Source organism: Mycobacterium sp. NPDC004974 (assembly GCF_053600815.1).
Genome location: NZ_JBSGAQ010000001.1, coordinates 895,603 through 917,715, shown reverse-complemented (window position 1 = coordinate 917,715; position 22,113 = coordinate 895,603). Strand labels below are relative to the sequence as shown.

General features: G+C 66.8%; 15 protein-coding genes. 3 read left to right on the top strand and 12 right to left on the bottom strand.

The genetic code is table 11. The annotated features are described in order from the left end of the window. Nucleotides 1-34 precede the first annotated feature (34 nt). The 6 genes from pks2 to mutA all read right to left on the bottom strand — a co-directional run bounded on the left by pks2 (nucleotide 35) and on the right by mutA (nucleotide 14,169). On the bottom strand, nucleotides 35-6,313 hold the full coding sequence (gene pks2 / locus ACWEFV_RS04410; protein WP_450069171.1) for a sulfolipid-1 biosynthesis phthioceranic/hydroxyphthioceranic acid synthase: 6,279 nt from the start codon (nucleotides 6,311-6,313) through the stop codon (nucleotides 35-37). A 968-nt stretch (nucleotides 6,314-7,281) separates the two neighbouring features. Beyond that, nucleotides 7,282-8,547 (bottom strand): esterase/beta-lactamase LipL, encoded by a 1,266-nt coding sequence (gene lipL, locus ACWEFV_RS04405; RefSeq protein WP_450069170.1) that lies wholly within the window; start codon nucleotides 8,545-8,547, stop codon nucleotides 7,282-7,284. 75 nt (nucleotides 8,548-8,622) lie between these two features. Then, a complete protein-coding gene (locus ACWEFV_RS04400) occupies nucleotides 8,623-8,973 on the bottom strand; it encodes a DUF4333 domain-containing protein (protein WP_167857840.1) in 351 nt (116 codons plus the stop codon). Between the two features lie 66 nt (nucleotides 8,974-9,039). Further along, nucleotides 9,040-10,014: a methylmalonyl Co-A mutase-associated GTPase MeaB gene (meaB, locus tag ACWEFV_RS04395; protein WP_210115656.1), complete on the bottom strand. Its 975-nt coding sequence runs from the start codon at nucleotides 10,012-10,014 to the stop codon at nucleotides 9,040-9,042. Next, nucleotides 10,011-12,278: a methylmalonyl-CoA mutase gene (scpA, locus tag ACWEFV_RS04390; RefSeq protein ID WP_450069169.1), complete on the bottom strand. Its 2,268-nt coding sequence runs from the start codon at nucleotides 12,276-12,278 to the stop codon at nucleotides 10,011-10,013. The genes meaB and scpA overlap by 4 nt, the downstream gene beginning before the upstream one ends. Before the next feature lies 1 nt (nucleotide 12,279). Further along, a complete protein-coding gene (mutA, locus tag ACWEFV_RS04385; RefSeq protein ID WP_450069168.1) occupies nucleotides 12,280-14,169 on the bottom strand; it encodes a methylmalonyl-CoA mutase small subunit in 1,890 nt (629 codons plus the stop codon). Between the two features lie 138 nt (nucleotides 14,170-14,307). On the opposite strand from mutA, the gene ACWEFV_RS04380 reads away from it, so the two are divergent. After that, nucleotides 14,308-15,063, top strand: coding sequence for a TVP38/TMEM64 family protein (locus ACWEFV_RS04380; RefSeq protein ID WP_135454369.1), 756 nt, complete (start codon nucleotides 14,308-14,310; stop codon nucleotides 15,061-15,063). A 51-nt stretch (nucleotides 15,064-15,114) separates the two neighbouring features. Further along, nucleotides 15,115-15,591: a nitroreductase family deazaflavin-dependent oxidoreductase gene (locus ACWEFV_RS04375; protein WP_450069167.1), complete on the top strand. Its 477-nt coding sequence runs from the start codon at nucleotides 15,115-15,117 to the stop codon at nucleotides 15,589-15,591. A gap of 10 nt (nucleotides 15,592-15,601) precedes the next feature. On the opposite strand, the gene ACWEFV_RS04370 is transcribed toward ACWEFV_RS04375, so the two are convergent. Continuing rightward, nucleotides 15,602-16,801, bottom strand: a complete 1,200-nt coding sequence (locus tag ACWEFV_RS04370) for an SPFH domain-containing protein (RefSeq protein ID WP_135454364.1) — start codon at nucleotides 16,799-16,801, stop codon at nucleotides 15,602-15,604. 41 nt (nucleotides 16,802-16,842) lie between these two features. After that, the gene (locus ACWEFV_RS04365) at nucleotides 16,843-17,277 is read right to left on the bottom strand and encodes an NfeD family protein (RefSeq protein WP_450069166.1); all 435 of its coding nucleotides are present in this window, start codon (nucleotides 17,275-17,277) and stop codon (nucleotides 16,843-16,845) included. Between the two features lie 57 nt (nucleotides 17,278-17,334). On the opposite strand from ACWEFV_RS04365, the gene ACWEFV_RS04360 reads away from it, so the two are divergent. Continuing rightward, nucleotides 17,335-18,192, top strand: a complete 858-nt coding sequence (locus ACWEFV_RS04360) for a hypothetical protein (protein ID WP_135454359.1) — start codon at nucleotides 17,335-17,337, stop codon at nucleotides 18,190-18,192. 27 nt (nucleotides 18,193-18,219) lie between these two features. On the opposite strand, the gene ACWEFV_RS04355 is transcribed toward ACWEFV_RS04360, so the two are convergent. From ACWEFV_RS04355 to ACWEFV_RS04340, 4 genes are all read right to left on the bottom strand, one after another. Beyond that, a complete protein-coding gene (locus ACWEFV_RS04355) occupies nucleotides 18,220-19,239 on the bottom strand; it encodes a ferrochelatase (RefSeq protein WP_450069165.1) in 1,020 nt (339 codons plus the stop codon). 91 nt (nucleotides 19,240-19,330) lie between these two features. After that, nucleotides 19,331-20,140 (bottom strand): NADH-dependent enoyl-ACP reductase InhA, encoded by an 810-nt coding sequence (inhA, locus tag ACWEFV_RS04350; protein ID WP_135454354.1) that lies wholly within the window; start codon nucleotides 20,138-20,140, stop codon nucleotides 19,331-19,333. A 62-nt stretch (nucleotides 20,141-20,202) separates the two neighbouring features. Continuing rightward, nucleotides 20,203-20,991 (bottom strand): 3-oxoacyl-ACP reductase FabG1, encoded by a 789-nt coding sequence (gene fabG1, locus ACWEFV_RS04345; protein WP_135454352.1) that lies wholly within the window; start codon nucleotides 20,989-20,991, stop codon nucleotides 20,203-20,205. Nucleotides 20,992-21,075: 84 nt separating this feature from the next. Beyond that, nucleotides 21,076-22,083 carry a VWA domain-containing protein gene (locus ACWEFV_RS04340; RefSeq protein WP_135454350.1) on the bottom strand — a complete coding sequence of 336 codons (1,008 nt, stop codon included), beginning with the start codon at nucleotides 22,081-22,083 and terminating at the stop codon, nucleotides 21,076-21,078. Nucleotides 22,084-22,113 lie beyond the last annotated feature (30 nt).

Genomic DNA, 22,113 nt, shown 5'->3' with positions numbered 1-22,113 from the left:
CGTGACTCCTCTATAAAATCAACCGAATTCAGCATCACGCCGTCGGTGTCAGCTCCGTGTCGGCACTGGCGATCAATTTCTCGCACAGCTTGTCGGCGAGCCCGCGAACGGTCGTGATGTCCGCCGGGCTGATCCGCACCCCGGTCTCGGTCTCGATCCTGGTCCGTACCTCGAGGTTGCCGAGCGAGTCGATGCCGTACTCGGCCAGCGGACGGTCCGGGTCGATCGAACGACGCAGCAGCACACTGATCTGGTCGGAGACCAGACGACGCAACCGCGAAGGCCATTCGTCCTGCGGAGTGGCATACAACTCCGTGAGGAAGCCGCTGGCGTCGGAATCCCCGGAACTGGCAGGACGGAACGACTCGGCGAACGGGACACGCTTGGCGAAGTCGGCAAGCCAGGACACACCCACGATCGGCGTGTAGCCGGCGTACCCGCGGTCGTGTCGCAGGATCGTCTCGAAGGCGTGTGCACCTTCGTCGGGAACGATCGCCGAGTCGGAGGCCTCGGCGAATCCGGTGCCCTTACCGATCTCGGTCCACGCTCCCCAGGCGATTGCACTGGAGCGCAGTCCTTCATTGCGCCGCCACCGGGTGAATCCGTCCAACCAGCTGTTGGCCGCCGCATACGCACCCTGCCCGGGCGAGCCCACCAGAGCCGCAGCCGACGAGAAGCAGCAGAACCAGTCCAGCGATTCCGACCGCGTCGCCTCGTGGAGGTTCCACGCGCCCACGGCTTTTGGCGTCCAATCTCGGGCCACCAGATCATCGGTGATGTTGGTCAGTGTGGCGTCTTCCACGACCGCCGCCGCGTGCAGGACACCCCGTAGCGCAAGCCCGGTGGCCGTTGCCGCCGACACCAGCGCCTCGGCGGTGGCCGCATCGGCGATGTCGCCGGTCACCACCTCCACCTCGGTACCGAGGCCCCGAATGCGGTCGAGTTCGACCAGCGCTTCGGCGGACGGCTGGGACCTGGCGTTGAGCACGATCCGGCCGCAACCGGCCGACGCCATCTTCTCGGCGAGGAACCGTCCAAGACCGCCGAGTCCACCGGTGATCACATACGCGCCGTCGGAGCGGAAAGCCGGTGCGTGCTCGGGCGGCACCACGGCCGTATCGGATCCCGACTCCGGGACCTCCAACACGAGCTTGCCGGCATGCCCTGCCGCATCCATCAGTTCCATCGCCGCCGCCCACTCGGTGAACGGATACGTCTTGATCTCCGGAAGGGGTAGTGCGCCTTCGGCAATCTTGCCGAACACGGTGTCCAGCAGACGACGGACGACGTCGGGTCGCCGCTGGCTCAGCGTCGACAGATCGACCGCGTGGAAGGACAGGCCCTCTCGGATCATCGCCGGCGTGAGGCTGGCGTCGCCGCGGAGATCGGCCACCCCGGTCTCCACGAACCGGCCGCCGAAGGCGAGCAGTTCCAGCCCGGCACGCTGCGCCGACCCGGTCAGCGAGTTGAGCACGACGTCGACACCGTATCCATTGGTGTCGCGGCGGATCTCATCGGCAAAACTCAGCGTGCGTGAGTCGTAGACGTACTTGATGCCCATGTCGCGCAACAGTTGTCGACGCTCGGGACTGCCCGCGGTGGCGAATACCTCGGCACCTGCTTCGCGTGCGATGGCGATGGCCGCCAGACCGAGGCCGCCGGTTGCCGAATGAATCAGCACCTTGTCCTGCGCCGATATCCGCGCCAGATCACGCAGCGCGTACCACGCCGTTGCGTGTGCGGTGGGCACAGCGGCGGCGCTTGCCGTCGCCAGCCCGTCTGGCAGTGCGACGGCAAGGTCGGAGGCACACGTGACGAACGTGCCCCAGCAGCCTGTTGTCGACACACCGGCGACCCGATCGCCCACCTTGTGGTCGGCGACGTCGGGTCCGACGGCCGTGACGATTCCGGCGAAATCGCGGCCCAGCGTTGCGGATTGCTCCATCAGACCGGGATACCGGCCGGAGGCGGCCAGGACGTCGATGAAATTCAGGCTCGACGCGCCGACCCTCACCTCGATGCAACCGCGCTCGGGAGCGGTCCGCTCAAAGGCGGTGAGCTCCAGAGAACCGAAGTCACCCGGCGTACGGATGCTCAGGCGCACTGCGTCGGTGGACATGTCGACGATGGTGGACAGACGCTCGTCGGCAGCCAGCGGGCTCGCTCCCAGTCGCGCGGTGTACCACTTGCCGTCGCGCCAGGCGGTCTCGTCCTCGGGACTGCCGGTGAGCAGTTGACGGGCAATGTCTTTGGCGTCGGTCCGCTCATCGATGTCGATCTGAGTCGCATGCAGCTGCGGTTGTTCGTTCCCGATCACCCGGACCAGCCCGCGAAGGCCGATCTGGTCGAGGTTGATCGCGTCGCCGGACAGCACCGATTGCGCACTACGAGTGATCAGATGGAGACGGGGGGCTTGATCGTCGACCTCGACGAGTTCACGCACGATGTGAACCACCCGCTGGACATGTTGCAGACCCCGGGAAGCCGATTGCCGGTCCCCCGCATCCGCAGCGCCGGCCAGGACCACGACGACATTGCTGTACGAGTCGTTGTCGAGGTGGTTGCGCAGTGATTCGGCATGGGCCGAGTGGTTCGCCCCTTCGGGCCAGACCACGGTCGACACGTCGCCGAGATCAGGTTCGAGCGCATCGGCCAATTCGGTGGACAGCAGATCCGCTTCGTCGGGCGTGATCAGCAACCACCGGCCCGTTCCGGACGTCTGCACCTCCGGAAGCTCCTGCTCCTGCCAATCGACGGCGAGCAGGCGCTCGTTGAAGACGCGTTCCCGCTGACCGCTTTCAGACATTCCGGTGCCCAGGCGCAGGCCCCGAACGACGAGCAGCACCTCACCGTCCTCATCGAGGAGATCGAGATCGGCTTCCACGCTGGTGGCGTCGGCGCTGGTGACCTGCAGCAGGCAGTAATGCGCTGCCCGGGTCGAACCGGATGCCCGCAGGCTGTTCACGCCGAGCGGGAGCAGCAGCCCGCCCGGATCCTCGCCCTCGGCGTACGCCGCCACAGACTGGAAGCACACGTCGAGCAGGGCCGGATGGATCTGGTAGGCGCCCTGTTGGGACCGAATCGCACTGGGCAGGGCCACCTCAGCCAGAACGCTGGTGACCGGACCTTCGGCGGTATATGCCGCCGCCAGGCCGGAGAATGCAGGCCCGTACTGAATGCCCTTCTCCGCGAACCATTTACGCAGCCCATCCCCCTCGACACGGCGAGGGTGGGCGGCCTTGAGTTCGGTGAGATCGTGCCGGGCCGGAACGTCGGACGGATCGGCCTCGACGATCACCGCCGCCGCACGCCGGATCCGTTCGCCCTGCTTGGCGGTCTCGACCTGGAAGTCCACCGCACCCTCGGGTGTCACCGTCGCCTCGGCGGAGACCAGGGTCTCGTCGTCGAGCAGCAGCATCTGCTCGAAGGTGATGTCCCGTACCTCGCAGGCATCGCCCAACAGCGAGCGACCGGCGACCAAAGCCATCTCGCAATACGCGGCGCCCGGAAGTGCAGCCACATTGTGGACCTGATGGTCGGCCAGCCACGGCTGCGCTTCGACACCGACGTCGGCCTGCCAGACATGCCGCTCGGGATCCTCGGGAAGGACCACGTGCGCGCCCAACAACGGGTGGACGCTGAGCAGATGGCCACCGCCCGGAACGTGCTCGCGGGCGTCCCGGCTGACGGTCAGGGGCTGGCGGGTCCAGGTGGGAAGCGGCGCGTCGGACAGGGCGCCCGCCGGGTACAGCGTCGCGAAGTCGACTGCCGCACCAGCGCTGTGGAGGTCTCCGACATACTGCAGCAGCCCGGTGGGCATCTGCGTCTCGCGTCGCATGCTCGGCAGCGCCGCGATGCTGATGTCCAGGCTGCGGGCGACCTGTTCGGCCGGGTGGACCAGCAGAGGATGCGGGGCCAGCTCACCGAACACCCGGTAGCCGTCTTCGAGTGCGGCCTGCACGGCGGCCGAGAACCGCACCGCGTGGCGCAGATTGTCGACCCAGTAATCGGCATCCGTATACGGCTCGTCACGAGGGTCGTATGAGGTCGACGAGTAGTACGGCACCGACGGAGTGAGTGGGGTCAGGTCCGCGAGCGCCTCGACGAGGTCGTCGAGGATCGGGTCGACCTGCGGCGAGTGCGACGCGACGTCGACCGCGACCTCGCGCGCCATGATGTCCCGTTGTTCCCAGTCGGCGACCAGTTCCCGAATGCGTTCGGTGGTGCCTCCGACCACGGTGGACCGCGGCGAGGCGATCACCGAGATCACGACGTCGGTGATCCCGCGTGCGGCGAGTTCGGACAACACATGCTGAGCGGGCAGTTCGACCGATGCCATCGCACCCGAACCCGAGATGCGCATCATCAGGGTCGAACGCCTGCAGATCACCTTCACGCCGTCCTGCAGCGACAGCGCGCCCGCCACCACCGCGGCGGCGGCCTCGCCCATCGAATGGCCGATCACCGCTCCGGGCAGCACTCCCCTTGACTTCAACGCCGCAGCGAGCGCGACCTGCATCGCGAAGATCGTCGGCTGCACCCGGTCAATTCCCTTGACCGGCTCGGGATCTGAAATCGCTTCGGTCACAGAGAAACCCGACTCTGCCGCGATCAGGGGCTCCAGCTCGGCAATGGCTGCCGCGAAGGCAGGCTCATTGGCAAGAAGCTGGGCGCCCATGCCGGCCCACTGCGAGCCCTGACCCGAGAACAACCACACGGGTCCGCGCTCGCCGGTACCCACCGCCGGCTCGTAGACGGCGTCGCCCTCGGCGACCTCGCGCAGGGCTGCGGTGAGTTCCTCGGCGGTCGCCGCCGTCACCGTGGTTCGGACCGGCCGATGAGCGCGCCGCCTCGTCAGCGTGTACGCCAGATCGGGCAACGGCTGATCGGCGGCCTCATGGGTCAGCCAGTTGGCCAGCCGGCCCGCAGTGCGGCGCAGTTCATCGGCGGAGGTGGAGGACACCGCGAAGATCATGGCCTCGGAGTCGCCGTTCGACGCGCCGGCAGGTTCGGACCCGGCGTCAGGCGCCTGCTCGAGCACAGCGTGCACGTTGGTGCCCGACAAGCCGTAGGACGACACCGCCGCGCGACGGGGATGCGCCCCCTCGACGGGCCACTGCATCAGTTCGGTGGGCACCACCAGTGAGCTCTTGAGTCGAGCCATCGGCTCGGGCAATTCGGTGAAATGCAGGTTCGCCGGGACAGAGCCGTGCTGCAGCGCGAGCACGGCCTTGATCAGACCGATCGCGCCGGATGCCGACTGGGCGTGTCCGATGTTCGTCTTCACCGAACCGAGTGCGCACGGTCCGTCGGTGCCGTACACCGCGGCCAAACTCGCGAACTCGATGGGATCGCCGACCGGAGTTCCGGTCCCGTGGGCTTCGATCATGCCGACCGTCACGGGATCGACCCCACCGGCAGCCAGGGCCGCGCGGTAGACCGCACTTTGCGACTCCTCCGACGGGGTCGCGATGTTGATCGTGTGGCCGTCCTGGTTCGCCGCGGTCCCACGGATCACGGCGAGCACCCGGTCGCCGTCCCGCTCCGCGTCGGCAAGGCGCTTCAGCAGCACCATCGCGACGCCTTCACCGGAGACGAACCCATCGGCACTGACGTCGAACGCGTGGCAGCGACCTGTGGGCGACAGCATCCCCTGTGCCGAACCCGCCACCATCTTCTTCGGATCGAGCAAGAGCGAAGCGCCGCCGGCCAGGGCCAGGTCGCTTTCCGACTCGTGCAGGCTCCGGCACGCCATGTGAATGGCCAGCAAGCCCGATGAGCATGCCGAGTCCACTGTCAGCGCGGGCCCGTGAACACCGAGCGCGTAGGCAACGCGACCCGACGCGAGGCTGAAGTTCGTCCCGGCGAAGCCGTAGGCGCCGTCGAGTGCATCGGCCTCGGCGGCCACCATCTGGTAGTCGTTGTGCGTCATGCCGAGGAACACGCCGGTCAGCGAGCCGGAAACGTCGGTCGGGGCCAACCCTGCGTGCTCGAGGGCCTCCCAGGACGTCTCGAGGAGCAGACGGTGCTGCGGATCGATGGACGGCGCCTCACGCTCGCCGTATCCGAAGAAGTCGGCATCGAACCCCGTGACATCGTCGAGGAACGCACCCCACTTGGACACCGAACGACCGGGCACGCCTGGCTCCGGGTCGTAATACTCGTCAGCGTCCCAGCGATCCAGCGGAACCTTCGTGACGAGGTCATCGCGTCGCAGGAGCGCCTGCCAGAACCCCGCCGGTGAGTCGATCCCGCCGGGCAGCCGGCAGCCCATGCCAATGACGGCAATCGGGGTGACTGGTGTTTCGGCCAAGTTGGCTCACCTCTCTCGATGCGATCGACCAGCAAAGCATCGATCAACATACTTAGAACGCGGAAAAGAATGTGCGCTACGTCGCCCACAACGGACGGTACCGAATCCCCGTATCCGGCACGAGTCGTTGCCAACGCGGCTCCGTAGCCTAGCGCGTGGGCCAACCTAGATGTTGGAAACATCTGATCGCAAAAACACTCCGATGTTCGCTACGCCGATCCATTTTCGCGAAATGGCAGGGCCGGTCAATTTCACTAGCGAGGCCCCACGAGGGCAACTCCCGGCACCTCATAATGCACGACTTCTACTGTGCTACAGCATGTTTCATGGCCCAGCCGAGCATTTCCAGATGGCGGTGAAAAATTATCCCGCTAACTAGTGCGGCACTAGTTTTGAACACTGAAACACGTATTCACAGGTTGTCCATCGTTTGAAAACGGTGTTCAGTTTGCCGCGTACAGTAAATTCATAGGTTGTCTTCAAATAGTTAGCCAGTGACCGGCACGCAAACTCTCGAAACCGTAGTTGAACCCAATTCATGTTCCACGCAAGCATGACCCGGATAATGGTACGATTGCGTACCCGAGAAGCGCATCAGCTAATGGGTTTTGTTGACACCGCAACCTAACAACCAGCAGCGATCATGGAGATCGCAAGAATTTCGCAACCCCTGCGCGCGGCGATGCACCAATGGAGGCGGCCACCGGGCGCCTCCTGAGACTCAGCCCACGTCACGGTTGAACCCGTGACTGAACCCACTATCGGCACCGGAAGCAAACGAACCAGGGTTAACGGCGGAGATGCGCTGCACAGTAAGGAAAGGTGTCCCATGAATGGGACTGGATGTGATGTATATCACTGCAGGTAGAAGGGCCGCGGCCGGTATCGGAGGCCCGCCCGTACCCCCCGCAACGACACGAGCCGGCCTGACGTCATCCGTCAGGCCGGCTCGTGTCGATAAGCGAGAACTACCCCGCCGCGGGCTTGGGCACCTCGTGTGGGGCCGCACCGAGATCGGGTACAGCCACGTATCCCCGCTCACGGGCGCGAGTCACGTCCTTGCGAATCAGTGCGTTCAGACCGACGAACGCAGCCATGTCGAGCACCATCGGGGTCAACAAGCGGTTGTGCACAAAGCCGATCGCCAGGCCACTGGCCGGGTCCGCCCAGCCGACCGAACCACCGAGCCCTACGTGGCCGAATCCGGGCATGACCCCGAACGGAACCGAGTGATATCCGAGATGGAAGCCGAGCGGCACCCCCAGATTTCGGTCCGCACGTATGCCGGGCGGACCGGTCAGCCCGGCCACGGTGTGCTCAGACAGGTATTCCACGCCATCGAGACGGCCCCGGTTCGCGATCGCGCCGTACATCCTGGCCAGGCCGCGGGCCGTCGCGACGCCGTTGACCGCGGGCGCCTCCGAGTCCAAGAACGGGGTATCGCCTTGAACCAGCGACATCACGCCGGGGAAGTACATCGATCCGAACGCACCCGAGAAGTTCAGCGCGGCGATCCGCGGCGCCACGAAGTCGAAGACGTGGTTGGGCCACCGCCGTTGCGGAAGCAGAATCTGTGCGGCCCGGGTGGGAGCCTGCACGGGTGGTCGCCCCAGGTGCAGACCGTCTGTCCCCAACGGCTCTGCCAGCTCGATGCGGAACAGCTCGCGCATGCTCTGCCCCGTCACCGCACGAGCCAGGCCCGACAGCAGCCAGCCGTAGGTCAGCGCGTGATAGGCCGGCTTTCCGAACAGAAGTGAGTTCACCGGCGCAGCGGCAACCCGACTCTCCATCACCAGGTGATCCATCAGATCGGCTTTGCTGACGCCGTTGAGTTGAGACAGCCCGGCCTCGTGCGCCATCACCTGCCGCACCGTGATCGAGGATTTGCCATTGGCCCCAAAATCAGGCCAATACGCGCTCACCGGGCAGTCGTATTCGATCAGACCGCGGTCGACGAGGCGATGGACGACCGTCGAGGCCATCCCCTTCGTCGCGGAGAACACCATCGCGCCGGTGTCGGCTGTCCAATGCCGGGTACCGTCGCGGTCCGAGTAACCGGTCCAGACGTCGACGACAGGCTCACCGTCCTGAAGGATCGCCAGCGCTCCGCCGCCGTACTTCCGGCCGGGGAACAACTTCGAGAACCCGCGGACCGTACAGGAGAAGTTCCTGTCCGCCGCGCCTTGGACGCCGTGTGGGAGCGCCTCGTCGCGCTCACCGCTGTGATCGGTCACACACTTGAATTTACCTGGACCCCCGGCAAATTTTACAAGCGTTACCTACCTGTTAGCCGAGGCTCGGCCGCCCGGTCAGGAACTCGGCTTCTCGTCCACCTTGAAGTCGATATTGACCTTGCCGGACTCGACCGCCTTGACCGTAGCCGTGACGCCATATTTGGTGCCGTTCTTGGCCGTCAGCACACAATGTTGGGTCGCCCCCACCTTGCCGACGATACCGTCGTCGCAGGTCACGGACTTGGCCTTGGTCTTGGCCGCGGCTTCTAGCTTCTCCTTGGCCATGGTTTGCAGCTTGGTCTTGGCCACGGTGGGCTGTGCACCGGTCGACGGGCCGGTCGCCCCGCCGCCGCACGCGGTCAGCACCGCACCACCGACCATCGCGGCCGCCACGAGCGCACGCAGTTTCGCGTTCACGTCCCTCATCTCCGGGTCAGCCCAGCCTTTCGCTTCGGTGTCGCTGCGAACAGCCTAAGTGCGGTAGACGAGGTGTCAGTCGGCCGCGTCGAGAATTTCCTGGGCAGCCAGCGCCGGGGTCAACTCGCCCTCGCGCACCCGGCGTTCCACCTCGTCGCGGATGCTGCGCACACCCGGATGCGACATCACCCGGTCCAGCACGGTGTCACGCACCATCGACCAGGTCCAGTCCACCTGTTGGGCACGACGTCTGGCCTCGAACTCCCCCGCCTCGGTGAGCACCTCACGGTGTTTGAGCACCGTCTCCCACAGCTCGGCCAACCCGTGGCCTTCGATCGCGCTCATCGTGAGAACCGGTGGCCGCCATAGCGTTTCGCGCGGGTAGATCAGCCGTATGGCGCCGGTCAGTTCACGGGCGGCCGCCTTGGCCTCGATGGCGTGTTCGCCGTCGGCCTTGTTGACGACGATGACATCGGCCAGCTCGAGCACACCCTTTTTGATGCCCTGCAACTGGTCGCCGGTGCGGGCCAGGGTGAGGAACACGAAGGTGTCTACCATGTTCGACACCGTGACCTCGGACTGCCCCACCCCGACGGTCTCGACCAGGATGACGTCGTAGCCCGCCGCCTCGAGCAGCACGATGGTCTCCCGGGTGGCCTTGGCGACCCCGCCGAGCGTCCCGGAGGTCGGCGACGGCCGGATATAGGCATCCGGATGGACCGCCAGGCGGGCCATTCTGGTCTTGTCCCCCAGGATCGAGCCGCCGGTCCGGGTCGACGACGGGTCCACTGCCAGGACCGCGACCCGGTGGCCGGCCTCGATCAGGTACATGCCGAGGGCTTCGATCGTCGTCGACTTGCCGACCCCCGGCACCCCGGTGATACCGACGTGTTGGGCTTTGCCTGCGTCTGGCATGAGCTCCAGCAGCAACTGCTGAGCCTGGTCACGATGATCGGCCCGGGTGGACTCGACCATCGTGATGGCCCGCGCCAGCGCGGCGCGGTCACCACTGCGGACGGCCGCCGCCAGTTCACGAACGGAAGCCACTATTCGCTCAGCTGGTACCCGAGCCGGTCCGCCAACTTCTGCAGCAGGCCGATGGCGGCATCGGCGATCACGGTGCCAGGCGGGAAGATCGCGGTCGCCCCGGCCTCGTACAGCTCGTCGAAATCCCCGGGCGGGATGACCCCGCCGACGACGATCATGATGTCGGGGCGGCCCACCTCGGCCAGCGCGTCACGCAGCGCTGGCACCAAGGTGAGATGCCCCGCAGCAAGCGAGGACACCCCGACCACATGCACGTCGTTGTCGGCGGCCTGACGGGCCACCTCCTCCGGGGTGGAGAACAGCGAGCCCACGTCGACGTCGAAGCCGATGTCGGCGAACGCCGTCGCGATCACCTTCTGCCCACGGTCGTGTCCGTCCTGGCCCATCTTGGCCACCAGGATGCGGGGCCGACGGCCGTCGGCCTCGGCGAACTTGTTCACCAGCTCCGTCGCGGTAGACATTCCGCCGACCTTTCCAGCTCCCCCTATTTCGTCGCGGTAGACGCCCGAAATCGTACGGATCTCGGCCTGGTGGCGCCCGTACACCTTCTCCAGCGCGTCGGAGATCTCACCCAGGGTGGCCTTGGCGCGGGCCGCATTGATGGCCAGGGCCAGCAGGTTGTTGCCGAGTCCGTCTTCGCCCGTGGACCCGGTGGCCTCGGCGGCGCGGGTCAGCTCGGCCAGTGCAGCCTGAGTCGCCGACTCGTCGCGATCGGCACGCAGCTGCTGCAGCTTGGCCAGCTGCTCGGCGCGTACCCGGCTGTTCTCGACCTTGAGGACCTCGATCTCCTGGTCCTCTTCCACCTGGTACTTGTTGACGCCGATCAGCGGTTGGGCACCGGAGTCGATACGGGCCTGGGTCCGGGCGGCCGCCTCCTCGATACGCAGCTTCGGAATCCCGTCGCTGATCGCCTGCGCCATGCCGCCGTGCTCGTTCACCTCGTGGATGTGAGCACGTGCCTTCTCCGCCAACTGATGCGTCAGCCACTCGACGTAGTACGAGCCGCCCCACGGATCGATCGGCCGGGTGGTGCCCGACTCCTGTTGCAACAGGAGCTGTGTGTTGCGGGCGATCCGCGCCGAGAAGTCGGTCGGCAGCGCCAGCGCCTCGTCCAGGGCGTTGGTGTGCAGAGACTGCGTGTGGCCCTGCGTGGCGGCCATCGCCTCGATACAGGTGCGCGCGACGTTGTTGAACACGTCCTGCGCGGTCAGCGACCAGCCCGAGGTCTGCGAGTGGGTACGCAGCGACAGCGACTTGTCGTTCTTGGGCTCGAACTGGGCCACCAGCTCGCTCCACAGCAGCCGGCCGGCCCGAAGCTTGGCCACCTCCATGAAGAAGTTCATGCCGATGCCCCAGAAGAAGCTCAGCCGCGGTGCGAACTTGTCGATGTCCAGTCCGGCGTCCAGCCCGGCCTTGATGTACTCGACGCCGTCCGCCAGCGTGTAGGCGAGCTCCAGATCGGCTGTGGCACCGGCCTCTTGGATGTGGTAGCCCGAGATCGAGATCGAGTTGAACTTCGGCATCTTCGAGCTGGTGTAGGCGAAGATGTCCGAGATGATCCGCATCGACGGCTTGGGCGGATAGATGTAGGTGTTGCGGACCATGAACTCTTTGAGGATGTCGTTCTGGATGGTCCCGGCCAGCTTCTCCGGCGGCACACCCTGTTCCTCGGCGGCGACGACGTAGAGCGCCAGGATCGGCAGCACCGCGCCGTTCATGGTCATCGAGACACTGACCTGACCCAGGTCGATGCCGTCGAACAGCTGCCGCATGTCGAGGATGGAATCGATAGCCACACCGGCCATTCCGACGTCACCCTGCACGCGCGGGTGGTCGGAGTCGTAGCCGCGGTGGGTGGCCAGGTCGAAGGCCACCGACAGACCCTTCTGGCCGGCGGCCAAGTTGCGCCGGTAGAACGCGTTGGATTCGGCGGCGGTCGAGAACCCGGCGTACTGGCGGATGGTCCACGGCTGGTTGACGTACATCGTCGGGTACGGCCCGCGCACGAAAGGCGGTGCGCCGGGGAAGCTGTCGAGCGGATAGCCGGCTTCGGCCGCCTCGTCACGGTCGGCGGCGATGTACACCGGCTTGACGTCGATACCCTCGGGCGTGGCCCACGTGAGCTGCTCAGGCGCGTAGCCGTGGGCAGCGGCGGCCGCTGCAACGTGCTCGGTCACCGCTTCCGGGGTGACGGGCCGACCCGGCTCCTCACTGCGCAGCGGGACGTCGGCGAAGCTACGGATCTCTGATCCTGTTGTGGCAGTCATCTCAGGCCCCCAGTCCGGTGAGCAGTTTCGACAGTGCTTCGACCGCATCGATTTTTGCGGTCAGATATCCATCGGGCTTCGAATCCGATTCGGCGACAGCCTTTTCCGGGCCGGCCAGGAGCACCTCGCGGACGCCGGCGGCGTGAGCTGCCGCCACCGCGTCGGAGGCCTCCGCGCCGTAGCGGACGTCGGTGCCGCACAGCACGGCCACCGCCGGCGTACCGGCATCGGCCACCGCTCCGGCGATCGATGCGGCGTCGACGGCGCCCGGGTTGATGGCCTCGATCCCGCCGGAAGCCAACAGGTTCGATGCGAACGTGGTGCGGATGTTGTGCTCGGCCAGCGGCCCCACCGGCAGCAGCAGAACCTTGGGGCGGGCGCCGGTCGCTGCCAGGAAGGCGTCCGAGCGGTCGCGCAGCGCCTCGAACCCGGCCGCATACCGAGCGATCGACGACGCCGAACCACCTTGCGGGAGCGGCTTTTCGTCGAGGTTGGGGAACTCGTTGACACCGGTGATCGCGGTGCGGCGGTGCGCGATGTCGGCACTGCGCCGTGCAGCGACCTCGGCGATCTGGGCGGTGATGTAGTCGCGGGCCGCGACGAATCCGCCGCGCGCCTCGATGTCCTGGAAATGCGCCCAGGCCTGGTCGGCGAGTTGAGCCGTCAGGTCCTCGACAAACCACGAACCACCGGCCGGGTCGAGCACCTGACCGATGTGCGATTCCTCAAGCAGCAGCAGCTGGGTGTTGCGGGCGATGCGGCGGGCGAAACTCGTCGACGTCCCGTCCAGGCCGTCGGGAATCGCCGCATCGAACGAATGCACCTGCACGGTGTCGGCTCCCCCGACGCCCGCCGAGAAGGCGGCCAGAGTGGTGCGCAGCATGTTCACCCACGGATCCCGCTGGGTCATCATCGGCAGCGAGGTCACGGCATGGATCCGGGCGGCTCCGGCCTCAGGAGCACCGACCACCTCGGCGACCCGGGCCCACAGCTGCCGCGCAACGCGCAACTTGGCGATCGTCATGAACTGATCGTCATCGGCGGCGTAGCGGAAACTGATCTGCCGCAACGCATCCGGTGTCGCCACTCCGCCATCGTTGAGGATCCGCAGGTACGCGACGGCCGCGGCGACCGTGCCGGCGAGCTCCCATGCCGCGCTGGCGCCGAGGTTGTGGAAGGCCGGGCCGTCGACGGTGACCGCACGCACTCCACCGGCATGGCCGGTGAGCTTGGCGACGGTAGCGAGTAAGTCCGAGTCATCGGCCGTGACTGAATTGTCGGCTCCGCCGACGGTGGCCTGCCCGGACAGCGGTGCGGTCAACGGGTCGGCGCCGAGGTCGATCGCCAACCGCGAGCGCTGGTCGTCGTCAAGGTCTTTGAGCAGGGGCAGTACCGCGTCGGCAGTGGCAGCCAGGTCCGCTCCGGTGCATTCCAGGATCACCGGCACCAGATCCAGGAATACACCGTCCAACACACGGTCCAGTTCGCCCAGCGAGATACCTCCCTCGCCGCCGACCCGCAGCGCCAGCGCGCTGGCGCCCTCGGTCAGCGCCACCAGCGCCGCACCGTTGATCGTGCCCGCAGCGCTACCCGCGACAGCGGGGAAGCTCTCGACGACCTTCCAGCCGGATTTCACGTCACGCAGGGCGTCGCCGCCGCGAACGAACGGCCATTGCCCCGGCAGGGTGGACTCCGGCCGAGCGTCCAGGCTCGTGTAGAGCGGCCTGATGGCGAAACCCTCATAGGTCTGCGAATCCAGCAGGCGTTCCGGCTCGGCCGGCAGATCGGCCACATCGCGCCGACTGCTCTTGGCCAGCACGCCGGCGACCGCCGTCCGCCACTGCCGGCGGTCCGACTCGACCGCACTAGTCCCCTGTAACGACACCCGCATCTCCTGTTATCGCAGCGTGTGACCTACCCACTCGCCCATCAGGCTAAATGATCGCCATCACGGCGCTGACCGCTGGTCGGTGGACTCACGGCAGCGCACAGCGGTGTTCACCGCCGACGGCCCGTACTGTTGTAAGACGTGAAACCCGTCGTCAGAACCCTGCGCGTGGTGCGCGCCGCGGTAATTGCGACGGCCTCCCAGTTGCCACCTCGGCGGATCGTCGGGCTGCTGGCAGGCATTGTGATTCTCGTCGCAGTTGCCGTGCTGGTTCCGTTGCCGACAGCGATGCAGATGCGGGACTGGGCCACCTCGGTGGGGCCGTGGTTCCCGCTGGCGTTCCTCGGCGCGCACATCGTGGTGACCGTCTTCCCGTTCCCCCGGACCGCCTTCACCCTGGCCGCGGGCCTGCTGTTCGGGCCGGTGCTGGGCGTGGCGATCGCGGTGGCGGCCAGCGCGGTGAGCGCGGTGCTGGCCTTGTTCCTGATCCGTGCGGCCGGCTGGCAGCTCAACCGGCTGGTGCCCCATCCTCGGATCGACTCATTGGATACCCGGCTGCGGCGGCGTGGCTGGCCGGTGGTGCTGTCCATGCGGCTGATCCCGGTGGTGCCGTTCTCGGTGCTGAATTACGCCGCGGGCGCCTCTGCCGTGCGGGTCGTGCCCTACACCCTGGCGACGTTGGTGGGACTGTTCCCCGGCACGGCGGCGGTCGTCGTCCTCGGTGACGCGTTGACCGGGAACATCAGCCCGGCGTTGGTCCTGGTGTCGCTGAGCACCGCTGCACTCGGGGTGGCCGGACTGGTGTACGAGATGCGCCTGCACCACCGCGAGCGCGCGCGTCCGCAGGCCGACACGCCTCAATCGGTTGGCATTTCGCGCACATTCACGGAGCCGTGAGCGCGGTCGCCGCGTGACGGGGACGCGGCACGAGGCGGAGGGAGACAACGCATGAGCGCACTGCCCGATCTCGGTGCTCGACTCTTACGCAACCGCCGGCTGGTGCGTGCCCCGATATGGCTCTACCGGATGCGGGCGGGGGCGTTGCTCGGCGCGAGAATGATGATGCTCGAACACATCGGCCGCACCTCCGGCGCGCGCCGCTACGTCGTGCTCGAGGTGGTGGACCGTCCCGGTCCCGACGCCGTCATCGTCGCCTCCGGTTTCGGCGCGAAAGCCCAGTGGTTCCGCAACATCGCCGTCAATCCGCAGGTCCGGGTGTGGCTCGGCAGCCACCGGCCGGTGGCCGGCGACGCGCATGTCCTCGACCAGCGCAGCGCCGACCAGGTCCTGACCGACTACCGGCAGCGCCACCCGGCGACGTGGCAGCAGTTCAAACTCGTCCTCGAAGAAACGCTCGGCCAACCGATCACCGAAACCGACACCCCGCTGCCGCTGGTCGAGATCCGGCTACAGCCTCAGCGCTGACGCGCCCGCCTTACAGCGCGCGGTGCGCGCCGCCCTCCAGTTCATTGGGCGGGGTCTGCGGCGGGGTCTCCAACGACGCCTGCGGCGGCCTGGCACCCAGCGGCGGAGTGCTGGCCCGCGCCTCGGCCTCGGCCTTGGCCACGGCCCGGGCGATCTCCGGATCGGTCTCCGTGTTGAACCACGCGGCGACCTCGTCGCTGTCGTCCTCGGGCTTTGGCAGATCCTCGTCGACGGGCGACGGCGTATACCGGAACACGCCGTCCTCGCCCGGTGCCCCCAGCAGCTTGGTGAAACCCTGTAACGCCGAACCGAAGTCGCTGGGCACCACCCAGACCTTGTTGGCCTCCCCCTTGGCCATCTGCGGCAACGTCTGCAGGTACTGATAGGCCAGCATCTCGGGGGTGGGCCGGCCTGCCTTGATCGCGGCGAAGGTCTTCTCGATGGCCTTGGCCTGGCCTTGCGCCTGCAGATATTGGGCGGCCCGCTCACCCTGGGCCCGCAACATCCGGGACTGCCGGTCGGCCTCGGCAGCCAGAATCGCGGCCTGCTTGGCGCCCTCGGCCGCCAGGATCTGCGACTGCTTCTGCCCCTCGGCCTGCTTGATCGACGACTCCCGCACACCCTCGGCGGTCAGGATCATGGCCCGCTTCTCGCGATCGGCCTTCATCTGCTTTTCCATCGACTCCTGGATCGACGGCGGCGGATCGATGCTGCGCAACTCCACCCGCGCCACGCGAAGCCCCCACCGGCCGGTCGCCTCGTCGAGCACGCCGCGCAACTGGCCATTGATCGAGTCGCGCGAAGTCAGCGTCTGCTCCAGGGTCATGCCACCGACGACGTTGCGCAGCGTGGTGGTGGTCAGCTGTTCCACACCGACGATGTAATTGCTGATCGAGTACACGGCGGCCTGCGGATTCGTCACCTGGAAATAGACCACGGTGTCGATGTTGAGCGTCAGGTTGTCCTCGGTGATCACCGGCTGCGGTGGGAAGGACACCACCCGCTCGCGCAGGTCCACCCGGGCCCGGATCCGATCGATGAACGGCACCAGCAGCGTCAGCTGACCGCTGACGGTGCGGCTGTAGCGACCTAGACGCTCGATCACCGCGGCCTCGGCCTGAGGAATGAGCGCAACCGACTTGGCCACGACAATGATCGCGAACACCACAAGCACAAGCAGCAAAACCAGCCCGGCTACGGCACCGTCCATGGTGAACCCCTCCCTGGGTACTACGTCGATTTGAAGCGGTACTACATCGTTTTGAAGACCACCGCGGTGGCGCCGTCGATCCTCACGACGGTCACGTGGTCACCCGGTTCGTACACATCGTGGTCGTTGAGGGGGCGCGCCGTCCAGACCTCGCCGTCGAGCTTGACCTGCCCCTCGTGCTGCGCCACCCGGTCCAGCACCAGCGCGGACTTTCCCTCCAGCGCCTTGACCGGTTCGGGAAGCCCTCGTCCGATCTCGAAACGGCGCCGTAGCGCGGGCCGCACCAAGACCAGCAAAAGCACCGAAACCACGAGAAACACCGCACCGTCAGCCCACAGCGGCAGGTCGAACAGCCAACTCGAACCGCTCGCGGCCAGTGCGCCACCGGCCAGCATCAGCAGAAACATGTCGCCGGTCAGCGCCTCTGCCCCGGCGAGTCCCAGCGCCAGGATGAGCCAGATCAGCGGTAGGGGCATACGCCCACCCTATCGGGTCAGGCCTGATCGGCGACCGGCAATTACACTGCCAACATCATGTGGTGTCCAAGTGCAACGCTTTCGATGTGGGCCAACGCCTGGCTCGCCGGCGCAGCCGCGCCTGACGACGTCCTCGACGCGTTATCCCAGTGGGCACCAATGCATTCTGTAACCGCCTACGACTCGCAGGCCGCAGTCCGCACCGGGCTGCCTTGGCCGGAGTTGGAGGACTCCGGTTCGGTGTCGCTGCTGCAGACCCTCCGCACCGCCGTCGGCAGATCCGGCACCAGGCCGTCGATCAGGGTGGCCCTACCGGTTCCCGGGGACGTCCGCGGATTGCCTGCCGGCTCGCAGTTCCAGCGGGATGCGCTGACCGTCGGTGAAGCGGTGCTGGTGACCCATGACGAACTGGACGGGGTCGGGCTGGTGCCGGAGTTCGAGTACTTCGAATTCGACGACGTGGAAACCGAATCCGCGTTCGAGCCGGAGCCGCGGGCGCTGTCGTGGACCGTGTACTCACTGCCGGTTCTGCCGGCGCCGCAGCACTACGATCTGGGTGAGGCCGAGTACGAGTTGCGGTCGGCGGTGCGCTCGGCCGCCGACACCCTGGTCGCGTTGCGGGCGGGCGTCGGTGTCGATGTCGACGATCCCCGCGGCATGGTGGAAGACATCCTCGAAGCCGGCCGGTTGCACACGATCCCCGACCATGCCCCGACCCGGGCCGTGCGGGTGCTGGAGAACGCCGCCCATGTGGAGGCGATCGTCACGGTGAGCTCGGGACTGATGCCGATCGGCCTGCAGAGCTCCTCAGAGGTGCAGATCGCCGGCGATGCCATCCGGCCGTTGGACCGGGTGGTCCGCTCGGCACGGCTGGCCGCCCTCGAGGCGATCCTGCAATCCGCCTGGCGGGACTGACTTTTCCAGACCCTGATGGTTCGCGCGCTAGGACGGCGTGCCACAGCAGTGCGGCGAGCACGGCGCACCGTTGATGCTGAATCCGTAGCCGGCGACCGGGTCGGGGCCTGCCGCCCGCAGCGGTGCCGCGCCGGTGCGCAACTCATCGATCAACCCGGCGGCCAACCGAGCGAAACGCTTGTCGGCGTTCGGAGTGCTGGCCCGCGCGAAGGCGATACCTGCTTGTTCGGCTTGCAGTCGCAGCTCGTGATCGAGATCCCACACGACCTCGATGTGGTCGGCGACGAACCCGATCGGGCACACGATGACCGCCCGGGTTCCCTTCTGGCCCAACACAGTCAGGTGATCGGCAACGTCAGGCTCCAGCCACGGGATCCGGGGCGGACCCGACCGCGACTGCCACACCTGGTCGAAGTCCTCGTAACCCGCGGCGGCAGCCACCAGCCGGGTCGCGTAGTCGACCTGGCGACTGTAGAGCCGCGGGCCGTGCCGCTCATCGGCGGCGGTCGGGATCGAATGCGCGGTGAACACCAACCGGGCCTCGTCGCGCAGTTCGGCGGGCAGTGTGGCTGCCGAGGCCGAGATCGCGTCGGCGAACATCTCCACCAACAGCGGATGGTCGAAGTACTGGCGCAGTTTGACCAACTCCGGCGCGTCATCACCCACCGCGGCGCGTGCCCGGGCGATGTCCTCGACATACTGGGTGCAGCTGGAATAACCGCCCCAGGCCGATGTGGTGAACACCGCCGCCCGTCGAATCCCGTTGTCTCGCATCGCCGCAACCGTGTCTTCGACATACGGTTCCCAGTTCCGGTTGCCGAAGTAGACGGGGATACCGGGCAACTCGGCCCGCAACTGCTCGATGAGTGCCCGGTTGATCCCGTTGATCGGCGACACCCCGCCGAAATGCAGGTAGTGCTCGGCGACGTCGGCCAACCGTTCGGCGGGGATGCCGCGGCCCCGGGTCACGTTCTCCAGGAACGGCATCACCTGGTCCGGCGCCTCCGGTCCCCCGAAGGACAGCAGCAGAACTGCGTCAAACTCCATCAGCTTGCCTCTCCCCTAACCGCGAAACCGCATTCCGGCAGGATTTGTGCGAGTACACACCTGCTGGAATGCGGTTTCGGCATAAAACAAGTCAGAGCAGCTGGGTGCTGGCGCCGCCGTCGGCGTAGATGATGGTGCCGGTGGTGGCCGGCAGCCAATCCGACAGCAACGCGCACACCGTCTTGGCGACCGGCTCCGGGTCCTTCATGTTCCAGCCGACGGGCGCACGCTGATCCCAGCCCTCTTCGAGCAGCCGCATCTGATCCCCGGCTTCGGCACCCAGCGCGCCGCCGACGATGGCGCTCATGGCCAGCGTCCGGATCGGTCCCGCCGCAACAAGGTTGGAGCGGACACCGAACGGGCCGGCCTCACGGGCGACGAACCGGTTGACCGACTCGAGTGCGCTCTTGGCCACCGTCATCCAGTTGTAGGCCGGCATCGCCCGGGTCGGGTCGAAGTCCATGCCGACGATGCTGCCGCCTTCGTTCATGATCGGCAGCGTGGCCTTGGCCAGCGAGGCGTAGGAGTACGCCGAGATGTGGATGCCCTTGGCGACATCCTCGTAGGGGGCATCGAAGAAGGGGTTGACGCCCATGCCGGTCTGCGGCATGAAGCCGATCGAGTGCACCACACCGTCGAGCTTGTTGCCCGCACCGATGACCTCGGCGACCCGGTCGGCCAGGCTTGCCAGGTGCTCCTCGTTCTGCACGTCGAGCTCCAGCAGCGGGGCCGGCTTGGGCAGCCGGTCGGCGATGCGCTGGATCAGCTTCATCCGGTCGAACCCGGTGAGCACCAGCTCAGCACCGGCCTCCTGGGCCACCTTGGCGATGTGGAACGCGATCGACGAGTCCGTGATGATCCCGGTGACCAGAATGCGCTTGCCTTCGAGCAAACCTGCCATTGTCCTGACTCCTACTTCGGTGAAGAGTTGTGCGAAAGTTCTTGCAATCCAGAGCTTTTAGATCAGTGCCCCATGCCCATGCCGCCGTCGACGGGGATCACCGCACCGGCGATGTACCCGGCGTCCTCGGAGGCCAGGAAGCTGACCGCACCGGCCACCTCGTCTGCGGTGCCGACGCGCTTGGCCGGAATGAACTCCAGGGCGCCCGCCTGGATCCGCTCATCGAGGGCACGGGTCATCTCGGTGTCGATGTAGCCCGGGGCCACCACGTTCGCGGTGACGCCGGCCTTGGACAGCTCCCGGGAGATCGAGCGGGCCATGCCGATCAGGCCGGCCTTGGCCGCCGCATAGTTGGCCTGGTTGCCGATACCCCACATGCCCGAGACCGAGCCGATGAAGATGATCCGGCCGAAACGCTTGCGCTGCATGCTGCGCGACGCGCGCTGCGCCACCCGGAATGCCCCGGTGAGGTTCGCGTTGATGACGTTCTCGAAGCGTTCCTCGGTCATCCGCATGAGGAACGCGTCCTGGGAGATACCGGCGTTGGACACCAGTACCTCGACCGGACCCTGGTGCTCTTCGACTTCCTTGAACGCACGGTCGACGGCTTCGTTGTCGGTGACGTCGCACACGACGCCGAACAGCCCGTCGGGCGCTCCGGATCCGCGGTGGGTGACGGCCACCTTGTGCCCGTCGGCGGCCAGTCGCTGCGCGATCGCCAGGCCGATCCCCCGGTTTCCACCGGTGACCAGCACGGAACGGGGAACAAAGGCCGGTCGGCCGCCGGCTTCTCCAGCGGCGCTTTCGGAAACGGTTTCGGCGTCGGCTTTCGCGACAACAGCGTCACTCATGCCCGCCAACTTATCTCCTCACCAGCATGGTCTGAAAATCGCATCACCCGTGTGGACCGGCGCCCGCGGGCGCCGGATCGGGTCCTAACCGGGGAGTCTGCGATTGATCAGCAGGGCGAGCACACCGGCGGCTGCCAGCACCAACGCACCCAGCCGCAGCCAGCCGAGGCTGGCGTCGCCCTTGATGGTCTCGTAGCCGATCTGCTGCTGCAGCGAGGTGAATACCTGCTTGAGCTGTTCCAGGCTGGACGCGGTGAAGGCGTCACCGCCGGACAGCTTGGCGATCTTGCCGAGCATCTCGTCGTCGACGGGCACCGGCTGGCGTTGATCATTGATCTCGACGTAGCCGTACGGCGTGCCGAAGGACACCGTGGAGATCGGCACTCCCTGGTCCTTGGCGGTGCGGGCGGCGGTGTACGCGCCCTTGGGATTGTCCGGGTTGGACGGCACGGTCTCCTTGCCGTCGGACATCAGCACGATGCGCGCCGGCGGCTTCTCGTCACCGCCGCCGATCACCGCGCCGACGGTGGCGATCGCCTGCAGCGCCGTGAAAATGCCCTCACCGGTGGCGGTCCGGTCGGCCAACTGCAGCTTGTCCAGGCCGTTCTTGGTGGCCTCACGGTTGGTGGTCGGCTGTACCAGCACAGTCGCCGTGCCGGCGTAGGCGATGAGGCCGAGGTTGATCCCCGGGGTCAGCTGATCGGCGAACTGCTTGGCGGCTTCCTGCGCGGCGGCCAACCGGCTGGGCGCGACGTCGGTCGCACGCATCGATTGCGACACGTCGATCACCAGCATCACCACCGCACGGTTGCGCGGAATCCGCACATCATGGGTAGGACCGGCCATCGCGACCGTCAACAGGACGAGTGCGACGGCCAACAGCGCCGCCGGCAGATGCCGCCAGCGGGTCGGCTGCTTGGGCGCCACACTTTCGAGCAGCTCCATGTTGGCGAACCGCAGGATCCGCTGCTTCCGCGCACGCTGCACGATGACGTAGTACGCCAACAGGCCCAGTACCACGAAGAGAAACAGGAACCACCACGCGTGCGCGAAGCCCGTCAGGCTCATCGGACCGAGAATCGGTAAAGTCATGTGCTAGAAGTCATTTCGGTTGGTTGCTGG